The organism is Cupriavidus sp. CP313, from assembly GCF_054072015.1.
In genome coordinates this window covers 93,695-111,792 of record NZ_JBSVZB010000020.1, presented here as the reverse complement: position 1 = coordinate 111,792, position 18,098 = coordinate 93,695, and the positions used below count along the sequence as shown (strand labels likewise).

Genomic DNA, 18,098 nt, shown 5'->3' with positions numbered 1-18,098 from the left:
ATTTTTTGTTACTTTTATGGTGCACGCACATTGTAGAGCGGATTCGGGACTATGTTTTTGCGCCGCGGAAAGCCGCGCATACCGCTCTGGACAAGAAGATGGCGATAATCGGCCCACCACCTGACGGGGACTCTCGCCAAAGGGGCGGCCGGACATAACAAGGGGTGAGACATGGTCGATCCGATCTACCGCAAGACGGATGCGGGACAGGACGAGATCCGGACGCGTGCACGCAAGCTTGACCACAAGCTGCGCGCGCTGCTGCTGATGGTCAACGGCGAGCGCAGCGGGCAGGAATTGCTGGCGCAGGTAGCCGGCATGGGGGTGGCCCCCGAGGCAATGGACGCACTGGTGGCACAAGGCCTGGTAGAAGCCGTCCCGGAGCCGGCACGGCCGCCCGCTGCCGTGGCGCAGGCACCGGCGCGTGTCACGCCTGCTGCCGACACCAATATGTTCTCCGTATATGCAATGCGGCACGCACCCGCCACCGAGGTGCCGGAGGCGCCGCAACCGGCCGATACCGCGGCACATTCGCCCGCGGACATCGCGGCCTTCGAGAGCCTGTATTACTTCTATACCGACGTGATCGGGCAGCATCTCGGCCTGCGCGGCTACATGCTGCAGGTGAAGGTCGAAAGGGCCACCGACCTGCCCGCGCTGCTGGCGCTGCGCGAGCTGCTGCATGCGGCGCTGCTCAAGGCCAAGGGCGATATCACCGCGCGTGCCATCACGAGCCAGCTCGACCAGATCGCCGATCGCATCGCCGCCGGCTGACATTCCGGCGCACCAATGTAAAAGGCCGCCCGGAGGCGGCCTTCTCTTGTCATCAACGTCCCGACGCTCAGCCGACGATACCCTGCGACTGCAGGTACTCGTCATACGTACCCAGGTAGTCCGTCAGCGTGCCGTCCGTGCGCACTTCAATCACGCGCGTCGCCAGCCCGCTGATCAGCTCGCGGTCGTGCGAAACGAAGACCAGCGTGCCCGGGAACTTGTCCAGCGCGATCTGCAGGGATTCGATCGACTCCATGTCCATGTGGTTGGTCGGCTCGTCCATGGCCAGCACGTTGTGGCGGCCCAGCATCAGCTTGCCCCAGATCATGCGGCCCTTCTCGCCGCCGGACAGCACCTTGACCGACTTCCTGATGTCGTCGGCCGAGAACAGCAGGCGGCCCAGCGTGCCGCGCAGCGAGGTCTCGTCGTCGCCGGCCTGCGTCCACTGGCTCATCCAGTCCATCACGTCGCGGTTGTCCGGAAATTCCTCGTAGGTATCCTGCGGCATGTAGCCTACGTTGGCGTTCTCGGCCCACCTGACCGTGCCGCGGTCGACTTCCACGCCGCGCTGCACGCCGGTCTGCACCGCGCCGTTGAGCAGGCTGCGCAGCAGCGTTGTCTTGCCGGCGCCGTTTTCGCCGATGATCGCCACGCGCTCGCCGGCCTGGATCGCCAGCGACAGGCTGTCGATGATCTTGCGGTCGTAGGTCTTGGTGATGTTCTCCACTTCCACGGCCAGGTTGTGCAGTTTCTTCTCGAACTCGAAGCGGACGAACGGGTTCTGGCGCGACGACGGCTTGATGTCGTCGACCTTGATCTTCTCGATCTGCTTGGCGCGCGAGGTGGCCTGGCGGGCCTTGGACTTGTTGGCCGAGAAGCGGCGCACGAAGTCCTGCAGCTCGCTGATGCGCTCCTTGGCGCGCGCGTTGGCGGCCACCTGGCGCTCGCGGGCCTGCATCGACGCTTCCATGTAGTCGTCGTAGTTGCCCGGGTAGACCTTGAGCGTGCCGTAGTCCATGTCGGCCATGTGGGTGCAGACCGAGTTCAGGAAGTGGCGATCGTGGGAGATGATGATCATGGTGGAGTTGCGCTCGTTGAGCACGGTCTCCAGCCAGCGGATCGTGTTGATGTCCAGGTTGTTGGTCGGTTCGTCCAGCAGCAGCACGTCCGGGTTCGAGAACAGTGCCTGTGCCAGCAGCACGCGCAGCTTCCAGCCCGGGGCCACGTCGCTCATGTTGCCCTGGTGCTGGGTGGTGGGGATGCCCACGCCCAGCAGCAGCTCGCCAGCGCGGGCCTCGGCGGTGTAGCCGTCGTATTCGGCGTACTTGGCCTCCAGCTCGGCGGCCTTCATGTAGTCTTCGTCGGTCGCTTCCGGGTTGGCGTAGATGGCGTCGCGCTCCTGCGCGGCGCCCCACATCTCGGTGTGGCCCATCATCACCACGTCCAGCACGCGCATGTCTTCATACGCAAACTGGTCCTGGCGCAGCTTGCCCAGGCGCACGCCCGGCTCCAGCATGACGTTGCCCGACGACGGCTCGAGGTCGCTGCCCAGGATCTTCATGAAGGTGGACTTGCCGCAACCGTTCGCGCCGATCAGGCCGTAGCGGTTGCCCTCGCCGAACTTGACCGAGATATTCTCGAACAACGGCTTGGGGCCGAACTGCATGGTGATGTTTGCGGTAGAAAGCACGTCTTGAACCTTGTCTGGAGATTGTGGCGCCGCGGCACTGGCCGCGGCTTGCCGGTTTTGCACACGAGGCGCACCCCATGCCGCTCAGGGACGGGCCTTGCCGGAGATGCATCGCGCTGGCCGGAAGTATTCAGACGGCCATGGGTTGCGATGCGGCACGGGCCGCGCCCGGTTCATGTGAGAACCCGGCAGGAAGTCAGGAAATAACCGTGCATTCTATCATCCAGGCGCATTCCTTGCGACCCGGATGCGCTGCATCGGACGATGCGACCGGTCAGGCCGGTGGCGGCAGCACCGGATAGCCAGAAAACGCCATGCTGAAGCCATCCGCACGTGCGGCCAGCCGCACCTGGGCACCGACCGGCAGCGTCAGCTTGCGCGCACAGTGGCCGAACGGCAGCCCGGTCAGCACCGGCACCGGCAGCTGGTCGCGCAGGTAGGCCACCACGGCGTCCATGTCGTAGCCGTTGTCATAGTCGGTGACGCGGTAGTTGGAGAAATCGCCCAGTACGATGGTGCGCTGCGCGCCCAGCACGCCGGCCTGCTGCAACTGGATCAGCATGCGCTCCACCCGGTACGGCGGCTCGTTGATGTCTTCCAGGAACAGCACCCCGCCCTCCACCTGCGGCATGAAAGGCGTGCCCAGCAGGCTGCACAGCATGGCCAGGTTGCCGCCCCAGAGCGTGCCTTCCACGCTGCCGGAAAACGGTTGGCCGCCCGACTGCGGCGCTGCCACGTCGACGCTGTACGCAGGGTTGCGAAGGATGCCTTCGAAATGCTCCCACATGAAGGGATCCACCACCTCGGCACCAAAATCCGCCAGCAGCATCGGCCCGGCAAAGGTAACGCCACCCGTCGCCGCCAGGTAGGCCAGCTGGAACGCGGTGAAGTCGCTGTGGCCAACGATGGGCGTGCCGCTGGCGCCGGCCTGCCCGGCGATGCGGGCAAAGTCGACTTGCGCCAGCAGCCGCGCGATGCCATAGCCGCCGCGCACCGCCAGCGTCAGCTCGTGCGGCGCGCCAGTGCCGATGGCGTGCAAGTCGGCCAGCCGCTCCGCATCCGTGCCGCCAAAGCGCAGGTAGCGCCGCGCCAGCACGTCGGGGTTGGTCATGTGGTAGCCATGATGCTTGAGCCAGGCACAGCCGCGCGCGGCGATGGCGACGTCGTGCGGATACCCGGACGAGGCGATCAGTCGGACTTCGGTATGCGGCGGCCTGCTGTTCGGCATGCTCATGCTTCGGTGTCGTTGTTCTTGTCGGGATCGGTGACGGGCGCGGCGGCGTCCTGCTGTGCCGCCTTCTGCGCGGCTTTCTGCGCCCGGCGGCGCGCGCCGAAGAAATCCTTCAGCATCTGGCCGCAGCTGTCGGCCAGCACGCCGCCGGCAATGGTGGTCTGGTGGTTGAGCTGCGCCTGCTCGAACAGGTTGAGCACGCTGCCGGCTGCGCCGGTCTTGGGGTCGGTTGCACCGAACACCACGTGGCGCAGCCGCGCGTGCAGGATCGCGCCGCTACACATGACGCACGGTTCCAGCGTCACGTACAGCTCGCACTCGGGCATGCGATAGTTGCCGATCACCTGGGCTGCAGCGCGCAGCGCCTGCATCTCGGCATGGGCGGACGGGTCCACCGAGCGGATCGGCAGGTTGTGGCCGCGCGCGATGATGGTGTCGTTCCAGACCACCACCGCGCCCACCGGCACCTCGCCGGCGGCTTCGGCCAGGCGGGCTTCTTCCAGCGCGGCGCGCATGTAGCGCGCGTCACGCTCGGCAGCCTCGGCCGGGTCTTCAGGCAGGGCGCGCAGCGCGCGCAACGGCAGCGGTGGCGTCTCTGTCATCGTCCCCGCTCAGTCCTGCGCCGGCAGCACGGCGGGCGCGCTCACTTCCGCCCAGCAGTTGGGCGTTTCGAACAGCACCAGCCTGGTCAGCTGCAGGTGGTGGCCGAAGCAGTCCTTGAACACCGGCGCCAGGATGTCGAACGCGACCTGGGCCAGGTTCTCGACCGTCGGGATCGCGTCCAGCACCACGGTCTTGTGCTCTTCCATCGATTGCAGGAAGTTCAGCAGCGCGGTGTCGCCACGGTAGATCAGGAAGGCATGGTCCCACTTGTTGACCAGGTGCTCGTTGGCCAGCGCCTTGATGTCGCCGAAGTCCAGGATCATGCCGTCATCCGACGCGCCCTCGCGGTGCAGGACCTCGCCCGACAGCGTCAGGTCCAGCCGGTAGCGGTGGCCGTGGATATTGCGGCACTGGCCGCAGTGGTTCGGGATGCGGTGGCCGGAGTCGAACTCCAGCCGGCGGGTAATGGAAACTTGTTTGCTCATGTGTACCGGCGCCGTGCTGGCCGCCTGCGTTGGAACGGACACTGCGCGCGCGTCCGAAGCCTGTATTGTGTACGTTTTGCCGCCCGTTGGGCGACCTGTCGTGGATGCCGCGCCGCTCAGCGGATGCCCAGCAGCTTGTGCGTCTGCAGCGACAGCCGCCAGCGCGGATGGCGCTGGCAGAACGCCACCGCAGCGGCGGTATTTTCCCTCGCCAGCGGGCCATCCATGGCCTGCACCAGGAAATGGCGGAAATCAAGCTGCTCGTATGCGGCAAAGTCCTGGCCCTCCTGCGGGATCACGACTTTGAGCTCGTCACCACGCGTGACCACCAGTTCCGAGCCCATCTTGGGGCTGACGCAGACCCAGTCGATCCCCGGCGGCACGGCAATGGTGCCGTTGGTCTCGATCGCGATCTCGAAGCCCTGCGCATGCAGCGCGTCGATCAGCGGCGCATCGAGCTGCAGCAGCGGCTCGCCCCCGGTGCAGACCACCAGCGGCTGGCCGCCGGCGCCCCGCGGCCATTCCGATGCGACCACCGCGGCCAGCTCTTCGGCCGTGCGGTACTTGCCGCCGCGGGTGCCATCGGTGCCGACGAAATCCGTATCGCAGAACTGGCACACCGCGCTGGCGCGGTCGTCTTCGCGGCCGCTCCACAGGTTGCAGCCGGCAAAGCGGCAGAACACCGCGGCGCGGCCGGCGTTGGCGCCTTCGCCCTGCAGCGTATAGAAGATTTCCTTGACGGCGTAAGTCATGCGTGGGGGTCTCTCTGGGACCGTTCTGGGACCGTTAACGGGCATTCGGCCGCCCTTGGGCTGGCCGGGGTTTCAATAGGTATTGGGCAAAGGCCGGATAACAAGTATCACGGATCTGGGCTCGGGCTCCCGGATCGGCGCCGCATGGCTGGCAGCGCGGGCGGTGTGCACCGGGTTTCCCGTGCAGGGCTCCGGGCACTGCCGGAGGAACCGCCTGTGGCCTGTCGCAGGCTGCGTCCGGCCGGTCCGGACGTATTGCAAGTATACCAGAGGGGTCAGGGTTTTCGCTTAGATGCTGGCGGGATGCGGTCCCCGCCGCCGGCCAGGTGTGCGGCCAGGAAATCGAGGAAACAGGCAATCCGCGCCGACAGCTGCGTATTCAGGTAGTACACCGCGTGGATCGATTGCCGCACCTCCACGGTCTGGTCCACCAGCACCTGCACCAGGTCGCCCGCGCGCCGGTCGGCCTCGGTCATGAAATCGGCCAGGCACACCAGCCCCTGGCCCGCCAGTGCCAGGTGGCGCAGGGTTTCGCCGCTGGAAGCCGCCAGATGTGGCCGGATCGGCAACTCCAGGCCGTCGTCGGTACGCAAGGGCCAGCGGTTGAGCCCCTCCGGCTGGGTAAAGCCCAGCAACGCATGCCCGGCCAGGTCGGCCACGCTGCGCGGCCGCCCGTGCGCCTTCAGGTAGGCGGGGCTCGCCAGCACGCGCAGCCGCGAGGTGCCCAGCGAGCGCGCGTGCAGCGTTGAATCGCGCAGCGTGCCGATGCGGATGGCGACATCGGTACGGTGCTCGATCAGGTCGATGATCTGGTCGTTGGTGTTCAGTTCCAGCTCGATGTCGGGATACAGGCGCCGGAATTCTCCGACCAGCGGCACCACCGCGTGCAGCATGAAGGGCGATGCCGCATTGACGCGCAGCTTGCCCGCAGGGCGCTGGCGCCGCAGCGCCATCTGCTCCTCGGCCAGGTCGGCCGCGGACAGGATGCCGCGCGCATGCGCCAGCATGGCGCCGCCCTCTTCCGTCAGCTCCAGCCGGCGCGTGGTCCGGCGCAGCAGCGTGGTTTCCAGCTTGTCTTCCAGGCGGCTCAGCGCGCGGCTGATGCCCGACACGGTCTGCCCGAGCTGCTCGGCAGCGGCCGTGATCGAGCCGGTGTCGACCACGGCGACAAAGGCGGCGAGTTCTTCCAGGGTCAGCTTCATTCTTGAATTTTAGTCAAATATCTTCTGCAGATCACCGGGTTTTTCTGCAAAAGCATCCCAGGCACACTCCGCCCTGTTCCTGGCTCCTTTTGCCCTTGTTGCCCTTACCGGAGGCTGCATCATGCCCATTGCCCTGTTCGCGCTGACCATCAGCGCCTTTGCCATCGGCACGACCGAGTTCGTGATCGTTGGCCTGATCCCTACCATTGCCGCCGACCTGCACGTTTCCCTGCCATCGGCCGGGCTGCTGGTCAGCCTGTATGCACTGGGCGTCGCCGTCGGCGCGCCCGTGCTGACTGCCCTGACCGGGCGCATTCCGCGCAAGCTGCTGCTGTTGTCGCTGATGGCACTGTTCACGCTCGGCAACCTGCTGGCGTGGAAGGCGCCCGGCTATGAATCGCTGGTGCTGGCGCGCGTGCTGACCGGCCTGGCGCACGGCGTGTTCTTCTCGATCGGCTCGACCATCGCCACCGGGCTGGTCCCGCGCGAGAAGGCCGCCAGCGCCATCGCCATCATGTTCACCGGCCTGACCGTGGCGCTGGTGACCGGCGTGCCGCTGGGCACCTTCATCGGCCAGCACTTCGGCTGGCGCGAGACCTTCCTGGCCGTCTCGGCGCTGGGCGCTGTGGCCTTTGTCGGCAGCCTGATGTTCGTGCCGCGCACCATCGCGCATACGCCGCCGGCGTCGCTGCTGCAGCAGGCCCGCGTGCTGGCCGAGCCGCGGCTGCTGCTGGTGTACGCCAAGACGGCGATCGGCTATGGCGGTTCGTTCATCCCTTTCACCTTCCTCGCCCCGATCCTGCAGGACGTGTCCGGCTTTGACGCCGGCGCGGTCGGCCTGGTGATGCTGGTGTATGGTGTCTCGGTTGCCGCAGGCAATATCTGGGGCGGCCGCCTGGCCGACCGCCACGGGCCGATCCCGGCGTTGAAGCTGGTGTTCCTGCTGCTGGCCCTGGTGCTGTTCGTGCTGACCTTCACCGCGCCGCATCGCTGGCTGGTGGTGGCGACCGTGCTGGCCTGGGGTGCCGTGGCCTTCGGCAACGTGCCCGGCCTGCAGGTCTACGTGGTCAAGCAGGCGGAGCGCTTCACGCCTGACGCCGTGGACGTGGCCTCGGGCCTGAATATCGCCGCCTTCAATCTCGGCATTGCCGGCGCGGCCTGGGCCGGCGGGCTGATCGTGACCCACCTGGGTCTGATGCAGACCCCGTGGATCGGCGCGCTGGTAGTGCTGGTGGCACTGGCCCTGACCGAGCTGAGCGGCCGCCTGGACCGCGCCGCGGGCTTCGATGCCCGCAGCGGCGGCGTGCCGGCCGGTGCCATGACGCACTGATCCGCACCCTGAACTGAATCTTCCCGAACACAACCCTGCAAGCTAAGGAGAACCCCCATGCAGATTCCCGCTATCGGCCTCGGCACTTTCCGGCTCAAGGGCCAGCAGGTCATCGACTCCGTGCGCACTGGCCTGGAACTGGGCTACCGCCATGTCGACACCGCCCAGATCTACGACAACGAGGCCGAAGTCGGTCAGGCCATCGCTGCCAGCGGCGTGCCGCGCCAGGACCTGTTTGTCACCACCAAGATCTGGACCGAAGCGCTGGGCCGCGACCGCCTGCGCGCCAGCCTGGAGCAGAGCCTGGAAAAGCTGCAACTGGACCAGGTCGACCTGACGCTGATCCACTGGCCCGCGCCCGGCGACGCGATCGCCGTGCAGGAATACATGGAAGCGCTGGCTGAAGCGCGCGCCGCGGGCCTCACCCGGGCGATCGGCGTATCGAACTTCACCATCGCCCATCTGCAGCAGGCCATCGACGCGGTCGGCGCCGACCAGATCGCCACGCAGCAGATTGAAATGCACCCGTTCCTGCAGAACCGCAAGCTGGCCGACTTCACCCGCGCGCAAGGCATCCACATCACCGCATACATGCCGCTGGCCTACGGCAAGGTGATGCAGGACCCGGTGCTGCAGCGGATTGCGCAGGCGCACGACGCATCTCCCGCGCAGGTCGCGCTGGCATGGCTGCTGCAGCAGGGCTATGCAGTGATCCCGTCGTCGACCAGGCGCGCCAACCTGGAGAGCAACCTGGCGGCAGCATCGCTGCGGTTGTCGGAGCAGGAGATGGCGGCCATCGCCGGGCTGGACCGCGGCGAGCGGCTGGCCAACCCGGACTTTGCGCCGAAGTGGGACTGAGCGCTGCCTCTGCTCCACGATGAAAAAGCCGGGCTTCGCGCCCGGCTTTTTCTTACTTCAGCCCCAGGTAGTCGCGCTTGCCGATCTGCACGCCCTTGTGGCGCAGAATGTCATAGGCGGTGGTCACGTGGAAATAGAAGTTGGGCAACGCAAAGCCCAGCAGGTAGGACTTGCCGTCGAACGTCATCGGCCCCTGGCGCATCTTCAGCTCGATCGCGCGCTGCTCGCTGCCTTCCAGCTGCTCAGGCGAGATCTGCTCCAGGAAGACGATGGTACGGGCGATGCGGTCCTGCAGTTCGGCAAAGGTGGTTTCCGTATCGGCGAACGACGGCACCTCGATGCCTGCCAGCCGCGCCGCGCAGCCCTTGGCGGCGTCGCTGGCGCGCTGCACCTGTGCCGGCAGCGCATCCATGTCGGCGATCAGCCGGGTCTGGATCAGGTCGGCCGGGTCCATGCCCTGCGCCTGGGCGTGGGCCGCGCCCTTGTCGAGGATCGCGGCCAGGTTGGCGAGTGCGCGGATGAACGGGGGAATCGAAACGTCGTACATTGAGAGTGCCATGAGGGTCTCCTGTGCAGGGCTGATTTGTCGTGGTGGCCGAAGGCGTGGGTCGTACCGCAGCGGCGAGCATAGACCGGATCGGCAATCGTTGCCGGACTATGCTGGCATACCCACGGCAGGCTGCGGGGTATCCCGCAGCACCTTGCCCACCGACGCCAGGAAGCGGCGTCCCGCCAGCGGCAGCGGTACCAGGCGTGAATGTGTTGCCCAGATCTCCAGCGTGACCGCAGGCGACACCGGCCGCACCGCCAGCGTGGCGCGCAGCGCGGGCGTCACGCTCCACGCATCGACCAGCGCCAGGCCCAGCCCCTGCTGCACAAAGGCGGACGCCGCGACTGGGGAATGCACCTCGATGGCGGGGGGCGCGGCGTGACTGACGCAGCCAGCGAAGAAGCCCGCCAGCGCGCGGCCCAGCGGCGTGTCTGGCGGATAGCCAACCCATGCCGCGCCGGCCACATCGTCCGGCGCCAGCACGGCGCGACCGGCCAGCGGATGGTCGCGGGGCAGGATGCACAGCAGCGGCTGGTGGCCCAGCAGCACCGAATCCAATGCAGGATGTTCCGCCGGCACCATCGACACGCCGACATCGGCCTGCCCGCCCAGGAATACTCCGACCAGTTCGGCGGCGGTCGCACTGCGGTAGTCGATCCGTGCCTGCACGCCACCCACACGCATCGCCGCCAGCACGCGCGGCACCAGTTGCTGCCCGAAAGCGGCGCTGGCGACCACGCGCAAGGCACCGGCACCCTCGCGAGCCAACGCGACGGCCAGATCATTGACGCGCGCCACGCCGCCATAGACCGCTTCCACCTCGGCATACAAGCGCCGCGCTTCCGCAGTCGGCAGCAATTTGCCGCGCGCACGCTCAAACAGCGCATAGCCAAGGCGGCGCTCAGTCAGCGCCAGCACCCGGCTCACCGCGGGCTGCGACACATGCAGCATGCGCCCGGCACCGCTGACCGACCCCGCCAGCATGATCGCGCGGAACACTTCGATCTGCCGCAGGTTGAGCGGCCGGTCATTGGCAGGCGCTTCGCCATTGCCGCCTTGCTGCACCTCCAGATCCGTTTCCAGAGCCTCCCACCAACCACTGCGCGTCATGTCGTGCCTCAGAAAAATCGCCATACCGATAACTTTCGCTGATGACGCATGCACATCTTTCGATGAGTGGTTTTTGCCGGGCCGCTGCTAGTCTGGCCCGCATGCCCACACTTGAGGAGTCAGCATGCTTCGCCGCCTTGCCATTGCGCTCAGCCTTCTTGCCGCCACGCATGTGTGTGCCGCGCAGCCGCAGTCATGGACCGACAAGCCGGTCACCTTCGTGGTGCCGTCAGCGGCCGGAGGTTCGCCTGACGTGCTGTCGCGGCTGGTGGTCAACCAGGCCTCGCATGAAAGCGGCGTGACCATGGTAATAGACAACCGGCCCGGCGCCGCCGGCAACCTCGGCATTGCCGCGATCCAGCGCGCTGCGCCGGACGGCACCGTCATCGGCTACGGCAATATCAACACGCTGGCGGTCAACCGCTCGCTGTTCCGCAAGCTGCCCTACGATGTGGATCGCGACCTGGTGCCGGTGATCCACCTGTTCAACCTGTACAACGTGCTGATCGTACCGGTGAATTCGCCGCTGCACAGTGTGAAGGATCTGATTGCGCGAGCGCATGCGCAGCCCGGGCGGATGTCGTATGGCGCGTCGGGCGTCGGCACCACCGGCCATATGGGCGGCGAGTTGTTCAAGTCGATGGCCCGGGCCGATATCGCTTTCATCCCGTACAACGGTGGCCCGGCCGCTTTGCAGGACCTGATGGGCGGCCGGCTCGACTTCATGTTCAGCAATACCTCGGAAGCGATGCCGCTGGTCCGTGGCGGCAAGGTGCGTGCGCTGGCGGTCAGCAGCCTGAAGCGGCTGGCGCTGCTGCCGGACGTGCCGACCCTCGACGAGAGCGGAGTCAAGGGCTATGAGACCGTGGCGTGGGGCGGCGTGGTCGCGCGGCGCGGCACGCCGGCGCCGGTGATCGACAAGATCAACGCCGCGCTGCAAGCTGCGCTGCAGGCGCCGGACGTGCGCAAGGGCCTGGCGGCGCTGGGCGCCGAGCCGGCCGGCGGCTCGCCCGCGCAGTTCCGGAAGCTGATCGATGCTGAGACCGCCAAATGGCGTGCCCTGATTAAGTCGGCCCATATCGAGCAGCTGGACTGAACCATGCCCGAGCAGCCAGGCATTGCCATGGGCCCGGTGCGGGCCAATGGCGAACAGGTGTGGGATGGCCGCGAAACCGGCAGGGCGCGGCCAGGCAAGGTGCTGCGGCCGCAGACCTGAGGGGCGGCGGGAAAGATGGCGCGCCCGCAGCGGGCAACCGGCAATCTGAATTAACATATCCGGTCATCGCCCCCGCCATCTTGCGGCCTTGTGGCCGCGCCCCACATGAACGCGCCGCTCTCTCTTCGCACGGAATGCCCGCCCGGCGCCTGCATCTGCGGGCGCGAAGCCTTGCTGAGTGACCCCAACGCTGACTTGCGCGTGCTGCGGCTTACCCGCGCCGAGGAAAAGCGGCTGGTCGAACGGCTTGAGAGCCTGACCAGCCTGGCTGAATTGCAGCGCATGGAAAGCCTGATGCAGACCCAGCTGGGCATCGTGCTGACCATCACCCCCAGCGCCCGCGGCGTGCGGACGGTGCGCGGCATCAGCATCCAGGTGCAGGAGCAGCCCGGCCTGTGCCGCAAGATCCGCCAGTCGATCCCCGCCGCCATCCGCCGCAGCATGGAAGTGCATCCCGAAATCGCCTATGCGATCGTGGATGCGCATGACCTGCTGGGCGGCATCTGAGCGTTCAGGCGTTGCTGTCCGCAAGGCGCATCGCGTGCTCGCGGATATCCACCGGCCATGCCTCGATCCGCTGCGCAAAGCCCGCCACATCGCCCGCGAACAAGGCCCGCGTGGCTTCCTCGAAGCCGGGCAAATCTCCCGCCATCGCCACCATGAAGTGGTAGGCCCGTTCGCTGGCGCGGCGGCTGCGGTCCTTGTCCGCGTTGTCCCGGCGCGCCTGCTCGACCAGCTTGCGCAGGGCCACGGATGCCCCGCCTGGCTGGGCGGCCAGCCATTCCCAATGGCGCGGCAGCAGCGTCACCTCGCGCGATACCACGCCAAGCTTCGGGCGCCCTCGGCCCCGGGGCGCGGCCACATCCGCTGCTTCGGCGTTCTCGCCGGCTGGCTGCCGCAGGGATTCGAGTTGCGCGGCGCGCTCGGCAGTCCGCTCAAGTACGGCGGCCTCCGTCCCGCTCGTATCCAGGTCGATCGAGCGCCCGGTGCTGTCGTCGAAAACCAGCACGGGTCCGCCCGCGCCAGCTTCCAGCGCGCGCTTGAGCGCCAGCGCATTGGCTTGCAGCGAGCCCGTGGCGATCCGCCGGTGGCCGTCGAAGGTGGTGTAGTTGTGAAGCGTTGCGTTGGTCATGGGGATGCCCCTGGGAGACGATCCCCGAATATTACCCGGATAAAATAAGATGTCAATATCATCCGGGTATAAATAAAACCATCTCGCTTTCGGGTCACCAGGGTTCCAGCTTCGACCAAAACTATAAGTTCACCGGATCAGTAGCCAGCAGGTGATTGGTGAACGCCGCCTTGGTCTCGCACCGCCACGTCGCCCACAGCTTGCAGCCGTTCGGGTTGTCCGTGCCCCGGTCCAGTTCGATGGCAAGCCAGTTCCTGGCCGGCATCACATACCGGTTGGATCCGGGAAAGAGCATCATTTCCGCAGACAGGTTGACATCAAGCGCCTGCTTCGACTGGGCGACGTTGTTCAGCACATGGAAGAACAGACGCTCCATGACCCCGACCAGCGAGGGATGCACCACGGCAGTACAGGTCAGCTGCTGTATCTGCGCCCAGTTGTCCTTCGGCCCCACGTCTTTCCTGTAGGCAACACCCCAGGCCGCGACATGGACATCACCAGAGATGATCGTCACCCGCAGCTGCTTCTGGCTGGCTGTCTTGAGCAAGGTCTCCACCATGCGCTTCCGCTCGCCCTCGTGATCGTCGTGGGTCCAGTGGTCCTTTAGGTCATCGGCACTGCTGTCGAGCACATGATCCTGGCCAAAGTTGTCCAGGAAAGCTTCAGCCAGCGACAGCTTGGGATGGACCACCGGCACGGAGGACATCAGCAGCAGATGCTGGCAGTTGGTGCCAGAGGGCGCAACGTGGCCCGCTCCAAGCCCCGCCAGCCACCCCTGCAGTGCACCCCAGGTGCCGGGTCCGAGAACTTGCTCCTGAGATCGTTCCGTTCTCAGGTCGGCAACGATCAGGGTGACCGGGCCAACGGAATGCGTGAAGGTGAATCCTGGCTGCTGATCCAATAGCGGAAGCGCAAGCTTGTCACCGGACAGCACCTGAGACCACTTGACCGGTTCGAACAATGGATCGTCAGACCGAACCCGGACGTCAGTGCGCGGCACCAGGTCGGGAAGCTGTTCGACAGCATGCTGCATCTGGAAGACCCAGAAGGCCCGGCGCGCATGGAAGAACAGCCGCTGGAACAACGGACTGCGCTGCATCTCAGGACTATAGGAACCCCAGCCGTCGAAGATGTCATGGTCATCCCACATCATCACCGTGGGGATGCGTGCCATGGCCTGGGCAGCGTCGAGCGGCTTGTCTGGACTACCCCACCCTGACCTTGCATGAGGCAGCCAGCGCTCGCTGTAGAGCTTGAAATAGTAGTCCTCGATTTCTTTCTCGAGGTCAGCGTCCACCGGGTACTGCAGCTGCTCCTCTCGCGTCAACCCGATCCAGCGCTTCAGCAACTTGATGTCTTCCCAGATCGAATCGAAGTAGATCTGGTCGCCGCCCATCAGCATCAGATGGAACCGCTGATTGCCCTGGTCATGGGTACGCGCCTCATGCCAGAGTTGCTCCTTGTCCAGCTCAAAGCCTGCCGGACGGACTTCCTTGTCGTGGTTGCACAGCAAGTCCGCCCATACCGCATTCTCAGCCTTGACCAGCTTGCGCATGCCGCTCGGGTCGGAGAATCCGTTGCACGAAACATAGGCCATGCGCGGCGCGTAGCCCTTGCCGGGCACGGTAAAGTGCCACGCCTCTCCGACACCTTCGATGCTGTACGGTACCCGCCGTTCGTTCTTGCGCAGCTTGCAGGACAAGTCGTAGCGCAGATAGGTGCGGCCCGCATGCTGCAGCAGGGTCACCGGCTTGCCGGCCTTGCGGCCTTCCACGGTGACCTGCGGAACCCTGGCTTGATCTTCTATGCCAACGAGCGCCGTAACCTTCCATGAGCCATCCGTTCCGAGGCCACGAAACGACAGCACGGGTCCGAGCAGTAGCTTGCTCATTGTGATGGTCTCCCTTTGGTCACCCTTTGTTGTTCGCTCGCGGGCTGCGCTGGCGCAATCGCCGCGCAAAGCCTGGCGCCGGCAATGGGACGCCTGGCCATCTATGCCGGGGACATAAGGTGAACGAAGAGAGAATGCGCGTCAAGCGCCACCTGCTGACTGCGCCAGGGGCCGGCGCTTCAGGCACCCCGCCCTGTGAGCCGCGCCAGCGTCTGTTCCAGCTCGCGACGATCCGCCTGCCGCTTGGCGGCCGAGCGCTGGGCCAGGTTATGCAACTTGCGCCGTACCCCCGGCAACTCACCTGCGTGAGGAAGCTCGATGAGCCCGAAATCCGGCTTCTCATCCTCCACGGACCAAAGAAACGCGCAGGATGGCTCATCCAGCCACCCCGCCACTCTCGCCAGCAGGCGCTCGCGACTTTCCAGCAGCGCTTGCGCACTGACCGGCTCGGCAGTCATCCCTTTGAAATGCGCGTCGAACGTTGCCGCGAAATCCGCCGGCACCCGAGGGGCCAGCATCTCCCAGGCAGGTTTGGGGCTGCAGGTCAGGTACACCAGGAAAGTCCGCCAGAGCCTCTCATCCGCACGTTCGTCCTCCAGCAGCAGACTGACATCAAACAGATCGCGCGGATGCTGCCTCGACAACGCTGCGGCCAGCTTGCCGGCATAAAGATCGGCGAAATCAAGCACCTGCACGGAGGCGAAGCCAAAAGCCTCCTCCACCTTCGGCCTGACCACCATGGTGCGCAACGGATGCACGGTGCCGCGCATGACCGGTGTGGTCTCGACCTGCACGCGCGCGCGGCCACGGCTGGCCACCAATCGCGTCACCGACCGCGTACCCTCGCCCGCCGACGACTGCACCTGCAGTTGCAGCGGGCGGGCGCGCAGTGCATCGGCCAGTTGCTCCAATGCCGCAGCAATCAAGGCCGCGTCCTCGGCGAAGTCATGCACGGGCAACCAGGCCAGGTCGATGTCCACCGACAACCGCGGAAGGTCATGCTCGAACAGGTTGATCGCCGTGCCCCCTTTAAGTGCGAAGCGCGGCTCTTTCGCCAGGGCCGGCAGGATCTCGACCAGCAATTGCACCCGGTCGGTATAGCGCTTATCCCAGATGCTCATCCAGGTCTCCAGGCAAAGTAATCTGGTAGGTCGGATGCAGGCGTCCACCGGGCACCAGCGCGCGCTTGCCCCGGCCCAGATCGACGCCATCGAGTGGCACATGCGCCAGCCATGCATGCCGGTGACGTTCGGCCAGGGCCAAAAACAGGCGCTTGGCCTTGATGCTGCGGCAATGGCGCAGCATCATGCCGACCCGCTGCGGCCGCAGCGTCGTCATCGCCTGCATCAGCGCATCGACCTCATAGACCAGGGCCGCATTTGCCACGCCATCGCACAGTTCCAGCATGGCCCGCTCCGGCGTGGAACAAGCCAGGGCATCGGTGCCTGGGCTGGCCTCATGCCATGTCAGTCCCTGATCGAGCAACGCCTTTTCCGGCAGTTCGGGCATGAAGCGCAACGCAGTCAGGTCGAAAGGCCCCTTGCCGTGAAACTCGAAGTGTTCGTTCAATGGCAGCTTGCCCACCCAGCCTGGCAGCCGTTGCGGCCCATAAAGCGTGATCGTGCCCGCTTCGCCCAGGCGCAGGTAGTGCTCATGCCCCTGCATGGCCAGCGCAAAGCGCCCACCGACGTGCACAGCCAATGCCTCGTTGGCCTGAAGGCTATGGACCACGCCTTGCCACTGCAGGCGCCCGCCCTGCCTCATGTAGACGCCACGCGCTGGCGAAACCAGCCAGCCGCTGGCCACATAGCGTGCGACAAGGCTGTTGGAATACCCATGCGCGCGCAGCCATCGGCTGGATACCAAGGTGGTATCACCAAGCCTTGCTAGAAGTTGGTTTAGCTTTCCGTGATTTTGATCACTCATGGTGTTCAAAATACACGCTTGACAAACCCTTGCCAACGGAAGGTTTAGTTCGATGCCGATTTGAGCACTATCAGTGTTCTTTTTGCAACAAAAATAAACCACCCACCGTGCGCCGCCCACAGCTCCCGCACCACATGCCCAACAGGCAGCGGCTCGACCGCGCCAAAGCCTGTCGTTGCCAGTGCCGCCGCAATTCCCGCCCACCGCGCCGCGCCAACCAGGTCGTCCTGCAGGTAGGTACGAGCCCCGTGTCCGCTTGTCTGGTTGAACTCAACCATGGCCTAGATATCGAAGCGCCGGGTACTTGCCACGTCAGCCACCATGGCCAAAGTCAAGCAGCACCTTGCAGCATTCGCCCGGATTGCCCTCGGCCAGTGCAAACGCGCCGGCAACATCGCGAAAATCGACGTGGTGCGTGACAATTTGCCCGGGATTGACCAGGCCTTTCGCGATCCAGTCAATCACCGTCGGGAACATCGCGCAGTTCAGCCGCGAGGCATACAACGTCAGCTCTTTCTTGGTGAGTTCCTGCTGCGGGATCGCCGATGGCGTTGGCGAAAAGCCCAATACACCGATACGCCCGGCCGGTGCCGCAATGCGCACGGCCTCCTCCAGGATGGCCGGATGGCATACGGCGTCGAAGATCAGTGTCGGACCGCCTTCCACGCCTCGCGCCGCCAGCGCCTGCTCGAGGGGCTCGCGCGCGGTGTTGATGACTTCGTCCTCACCGGCACCGCATTGCCGTGCGAGCGCCAACCGCTCGTCGAGGCGATCCGTGATGTAGGCGCGGATGCCATGGACGCGCTTGAGCACCTGCATCAGGTTGAGCCCGACCGGCCCCGCGCCATAGATCAATGCCACGTCCTGCGCAAGCACGCCGGTGCGGTGCGTGACATTGGCAGCCACGGCAAACGGCTCGATCACCGAAGCGCTGGCTTCGGGCATGCCGTCCGGAATCACATAGGCATTGCGGGCCGGCACGCAAGAGTACTCGCTGAAGCCACCGTCGCGGTGCACCCCGATCACCTGCAGCCGGCTGCACACGTTCTGGCGGCCGATCCGGCATGCGTGGCATTGTCCGCAGCTGATGACCGGATCCGCCACCACGCGCTGGCCGATGCGCGATGCATCCACCCCGGCACCCACGGCATCGATGGTGCCGACGAACTCGTGGCCGATGACGCGCGGATACGCCACGAACGGATTGTGACCGCGGAAGATATGCAGGTCGGAACCGCAGATGCCGGCATAGCGCACGCGTACGCGCACCTCGCCAGCAGCAGGCTCCGGCATTGGCCGCTCGCACACGGCCATGCTGTTGGGTTCTTCGACAACAATGCTAAGCATC

The 18,098-nt window shown here is 65.8% G+C and carries 19 protein-coding genes; 5 read left to right on the top strand and 14 right to left on the bottom strand.

Annotated elements, in window-relative coordinates; all coding sequences use genetic code 11:
- Positions 1-171: 171 nt before the first annotated feature.
- Positions 172-774 (top strand): hypothetical protein, encoded by a 603-nt coding sequence (locus tag ACW4E8_RS25200; protein ID WP_456807004.1) that lies wholly within the window; start codon positions 172-174, stop codon positions 772-774.
- Positions 775-841: 67 nt separating this feature from the next.
- Here the strand turns inward: ACW4E8_RS25200 and ACW4E8_RS25195 are convergent, their stop codons facing one another.
- The 6 genes from ACW4E8_RS25195 to ACW4E8_RS25170 all read right to left on the bottom strand — a co-directional run bounded on the left by ACW4E8_RS25195 (position 842) and on the right by ACW4E8_RS25170 (position 6,737).
- Positions 842-2,464, bottom strand: coding sequence for an ABC-F family ATPase (locus ACW4E8_RS25195; protein ID WP_456807003.1), 1,623 nt, complete (start codon positions 2,462-2,464; stop codon positions 842-844).
- 274 nt (positions 2,465-2,738) lie between these two features.
- Positions 2,739-3,698, bottom strand: coding sequence for a muramoyltetrapeptide carboxypeptidase (gene ldcA, locus ACW4E8_RS25190; RefSeq protein ID WP_456807002.1), 960 nt, complete (start codon positions 3,696-3,698; stop codon positions 2,739-2,741).
- Positions 3,695-4,297 carry a tRNA adenosine(34) deaminase TadA gene (gene tadA / locus ACW4E8_RS25185; RefSeq protein ID WP_456807001.1) on the bottom strand — a complete coding sequence of 201 codons (603 nt, stop codon included), beginning with the start codon at positions 4,295-4,297 and terminating at the stop codon, positions 3,695-3,697. The genes ldcA and tadA overlap by 4 nt, the downstream gene beginning before the upstream one ends.
- 9 nt (positions 4,298-4,306) lie before the next feature.
- Complete coding sequence (locus ACW4E8_RS25180; protein ID WP_456807000.1) at positions 4,307-4,783, bottom strand: 6-pyruvoyl trahydropterin synthase family protein; 477 nt, start codon at positions 4,781-4,783, stop codon at positions 4,307-4,309.
- 116 nt (positions 4,784-4,899) lie between these two features.
- Positions 4,900-5,535, bottom strand: coding sequence for a 7-carboxy-7-deazaguanine synthase (queE, locus tag ACW4E8_RS25175; RefSeq protein ID WP_456806999.1), 636 nt, complete (start codon positions 5,533-5,535; stop codon positions 4,900-4,902).
- A 275-nt stretch (positions 5,536-5,810) separates the two neighbouring features.
- Complete coding sequence (locus tag ACW4E8_RS25170) at positions 5,811-6,737, bottom strand: LysR substrate-binding domain-containing protein (protein ID WP_456806998.1); 927 nt, start codon at positions 6,735-6,737, stop codon at positions 5,811-5,813.
- Between the two features lie 121 nt (positions 6,738-6,858).
- On the opposite strand from ACW4E8_RS25170, the gene ACW4E8_RS25165 reads away from it, so the two are divergent.
- Positions 6,859-8,067 carry an MFS transporter gene (locus tag ACW4E8_RS25165; protein WP_456806997.1) on the top strand — a complete coding sequence of 403 codons (1,209 nt, stop codon included), beginning with the start codon at positions 6,859-6,861 and terminating at the stop codon, positions 8,065-8,067.
- Between the two features lie 57 nt (positions 8,068-8,124).
- Positions 8,125-8,925: a 2,5-didehydrogluconate reductase DkgB gene (dkgB, locus tag ACW4E8_RS25160; RefSeq protein ID WP_456806996.1), complete on the top strand. Its 801-nt coding sequence runs from the start codon at positions 8,125-8,127 to the stop codon at positions 8,923-8,925.
- A gap of 52 nt (positions 8,926-8,977) precedes the next feature.
- Here the strand turns inward: dkgB and ACW4E8_RS25155 are convergent, their stop codons facing one another.
- Entirely contained in the window at positions 8,978-9,484 is a 507-nt protein-coding gene (locus ACW4E8_RS25155) for a DUF1993 domain-containing protein (RefSeq protein ID WP_456806995.1), read from the bottom strand.
- Between the two features lie 96 nt (positions 9,485-9,580).
- Entirely contained in the window at positions 9,581-10,585 is a 1,005-nt protein-coding gene (locus tag ACW4E8_RS25150) for a LysR substrate-binding domain-containing protein (RefSeq protein ID WP_456806994.1), read from the bottom strand.
- Positions 10,586-10,709: 124 nt separating this feature from the next.
- On the opposite strand from ACW4E8_RS25150, the gene ACW4E8_RS25145 reads away from it, so the two are divergent.
- Complete coding sequence (locus ACW4E8_RS25145; protein WP_456806993.1) at positions 10,710-11,681, top strand: Bug family tripartite tricarboxylate transporter substrate binding protein; 972 nt, start codon at positions 10,710-10,712, stop codon at positions 11,679-11,681.
- A gap of 225 nt (positions 11,682-11,906) precedes the next feature.
- Complete coding sequence (locus ACW4E8_RS25140; protein WP_456806992.1) at positions 11,907-12,308, top strand: hypothetical protein; 402 nt, start codon at positions 11,907-11,909, stop codon at positions 12,306-12,308.
- Positions 12,309-12,312: 4 nt separating this feature from the next.
- Here ACW4E8_RS25140 and ACW4E8_RS25135 read toward each other — a convergent pair whose 3' ends face one another.
- The 6 genes from ACW4E8_RS25135 to ACW4E8_RS25110 form a co-directional block, all read right to left on the bottom strand.
- On the bottom strand, positions 12,313-12,933 hold the full coding sequence (locus tag ACW4E8_RS25135; RefSeq protein WP_456806991.1) for a DUF2239 family protein: 621 nt from the start codon (positions 12,931-12,933) through the stop codon (positions 12,313-12,315).
- A 121-nt stretch (positions 12,934-13,054) separates the two neighbouring features.
- Positions 13,055-14,824: an alkaline phosphatase family protein gene (locus tag ACW4E8_RS25130; protein ID WP_456806990.1), complete on the bottom strand. Its 1,770-nt coding sequence runs from the start codon at positions 14,822-14,824 to the stop codon at positions 13,055-13,057.
- 179 nt (positions 14,825-15,003) lie between these two features.
- The gene (locus tag ACW4E8_RS25125) at positions 15,004-15,945 is read right to left on the bottom strand and encodes a nucleotidyl transferase AbiEii/AbiGii toxin family protein (RefSeq protein WP_456806989.1); all 942 of its coding nucleotides are present in this window, start codon (positions 15,943-15,945) and stop codon (positions 15,004-15,006) included.
- Complete coding sequence (locus ACW4E8_RS25120; RefSeq protein WP_456807057.1) at positions 15,929-16,750, bottom strand: type IV toxin-antitoxin system AbiEi family antitoxin domain-containing protein; 822 nt, start codon at positions 16,748-16,750, stop codon at positions 15,929-15,931. Before ACW4E8_RS25120 ends, ACW4E8_RS25125 begins: the two co-directional genes overlap by 17 nt.
- A 44-nt stretch (positions 16,751-16,794) precedes the next feature.
- Positions 16,795-17,028, bottom strand: coding sequence for a hypothetical protein (locus tag ACW4E8_RS25115; protein WP_456806988.1), 234 nt, complete (start codon positions 17,026-17,028; stop codon positions 16,795-16,797).
- 34 nt (positions 17,029-17,062) lie between these two features.
- The gene (locus ACW4E8_RS25110) at positions 17,063-18,097 is read right to left on the bottom strand and encodes a Zn-dependent oxidoreductase (RefSeq protein ID WP_456806987.1); all 1,035 of its coding nucleotides are present in this window, start codon (positions 18,095-18,097) and stop codon (positions 17,063-17,065) included.
- Position 18,098 lies beyond the last annotated feature (1 nt).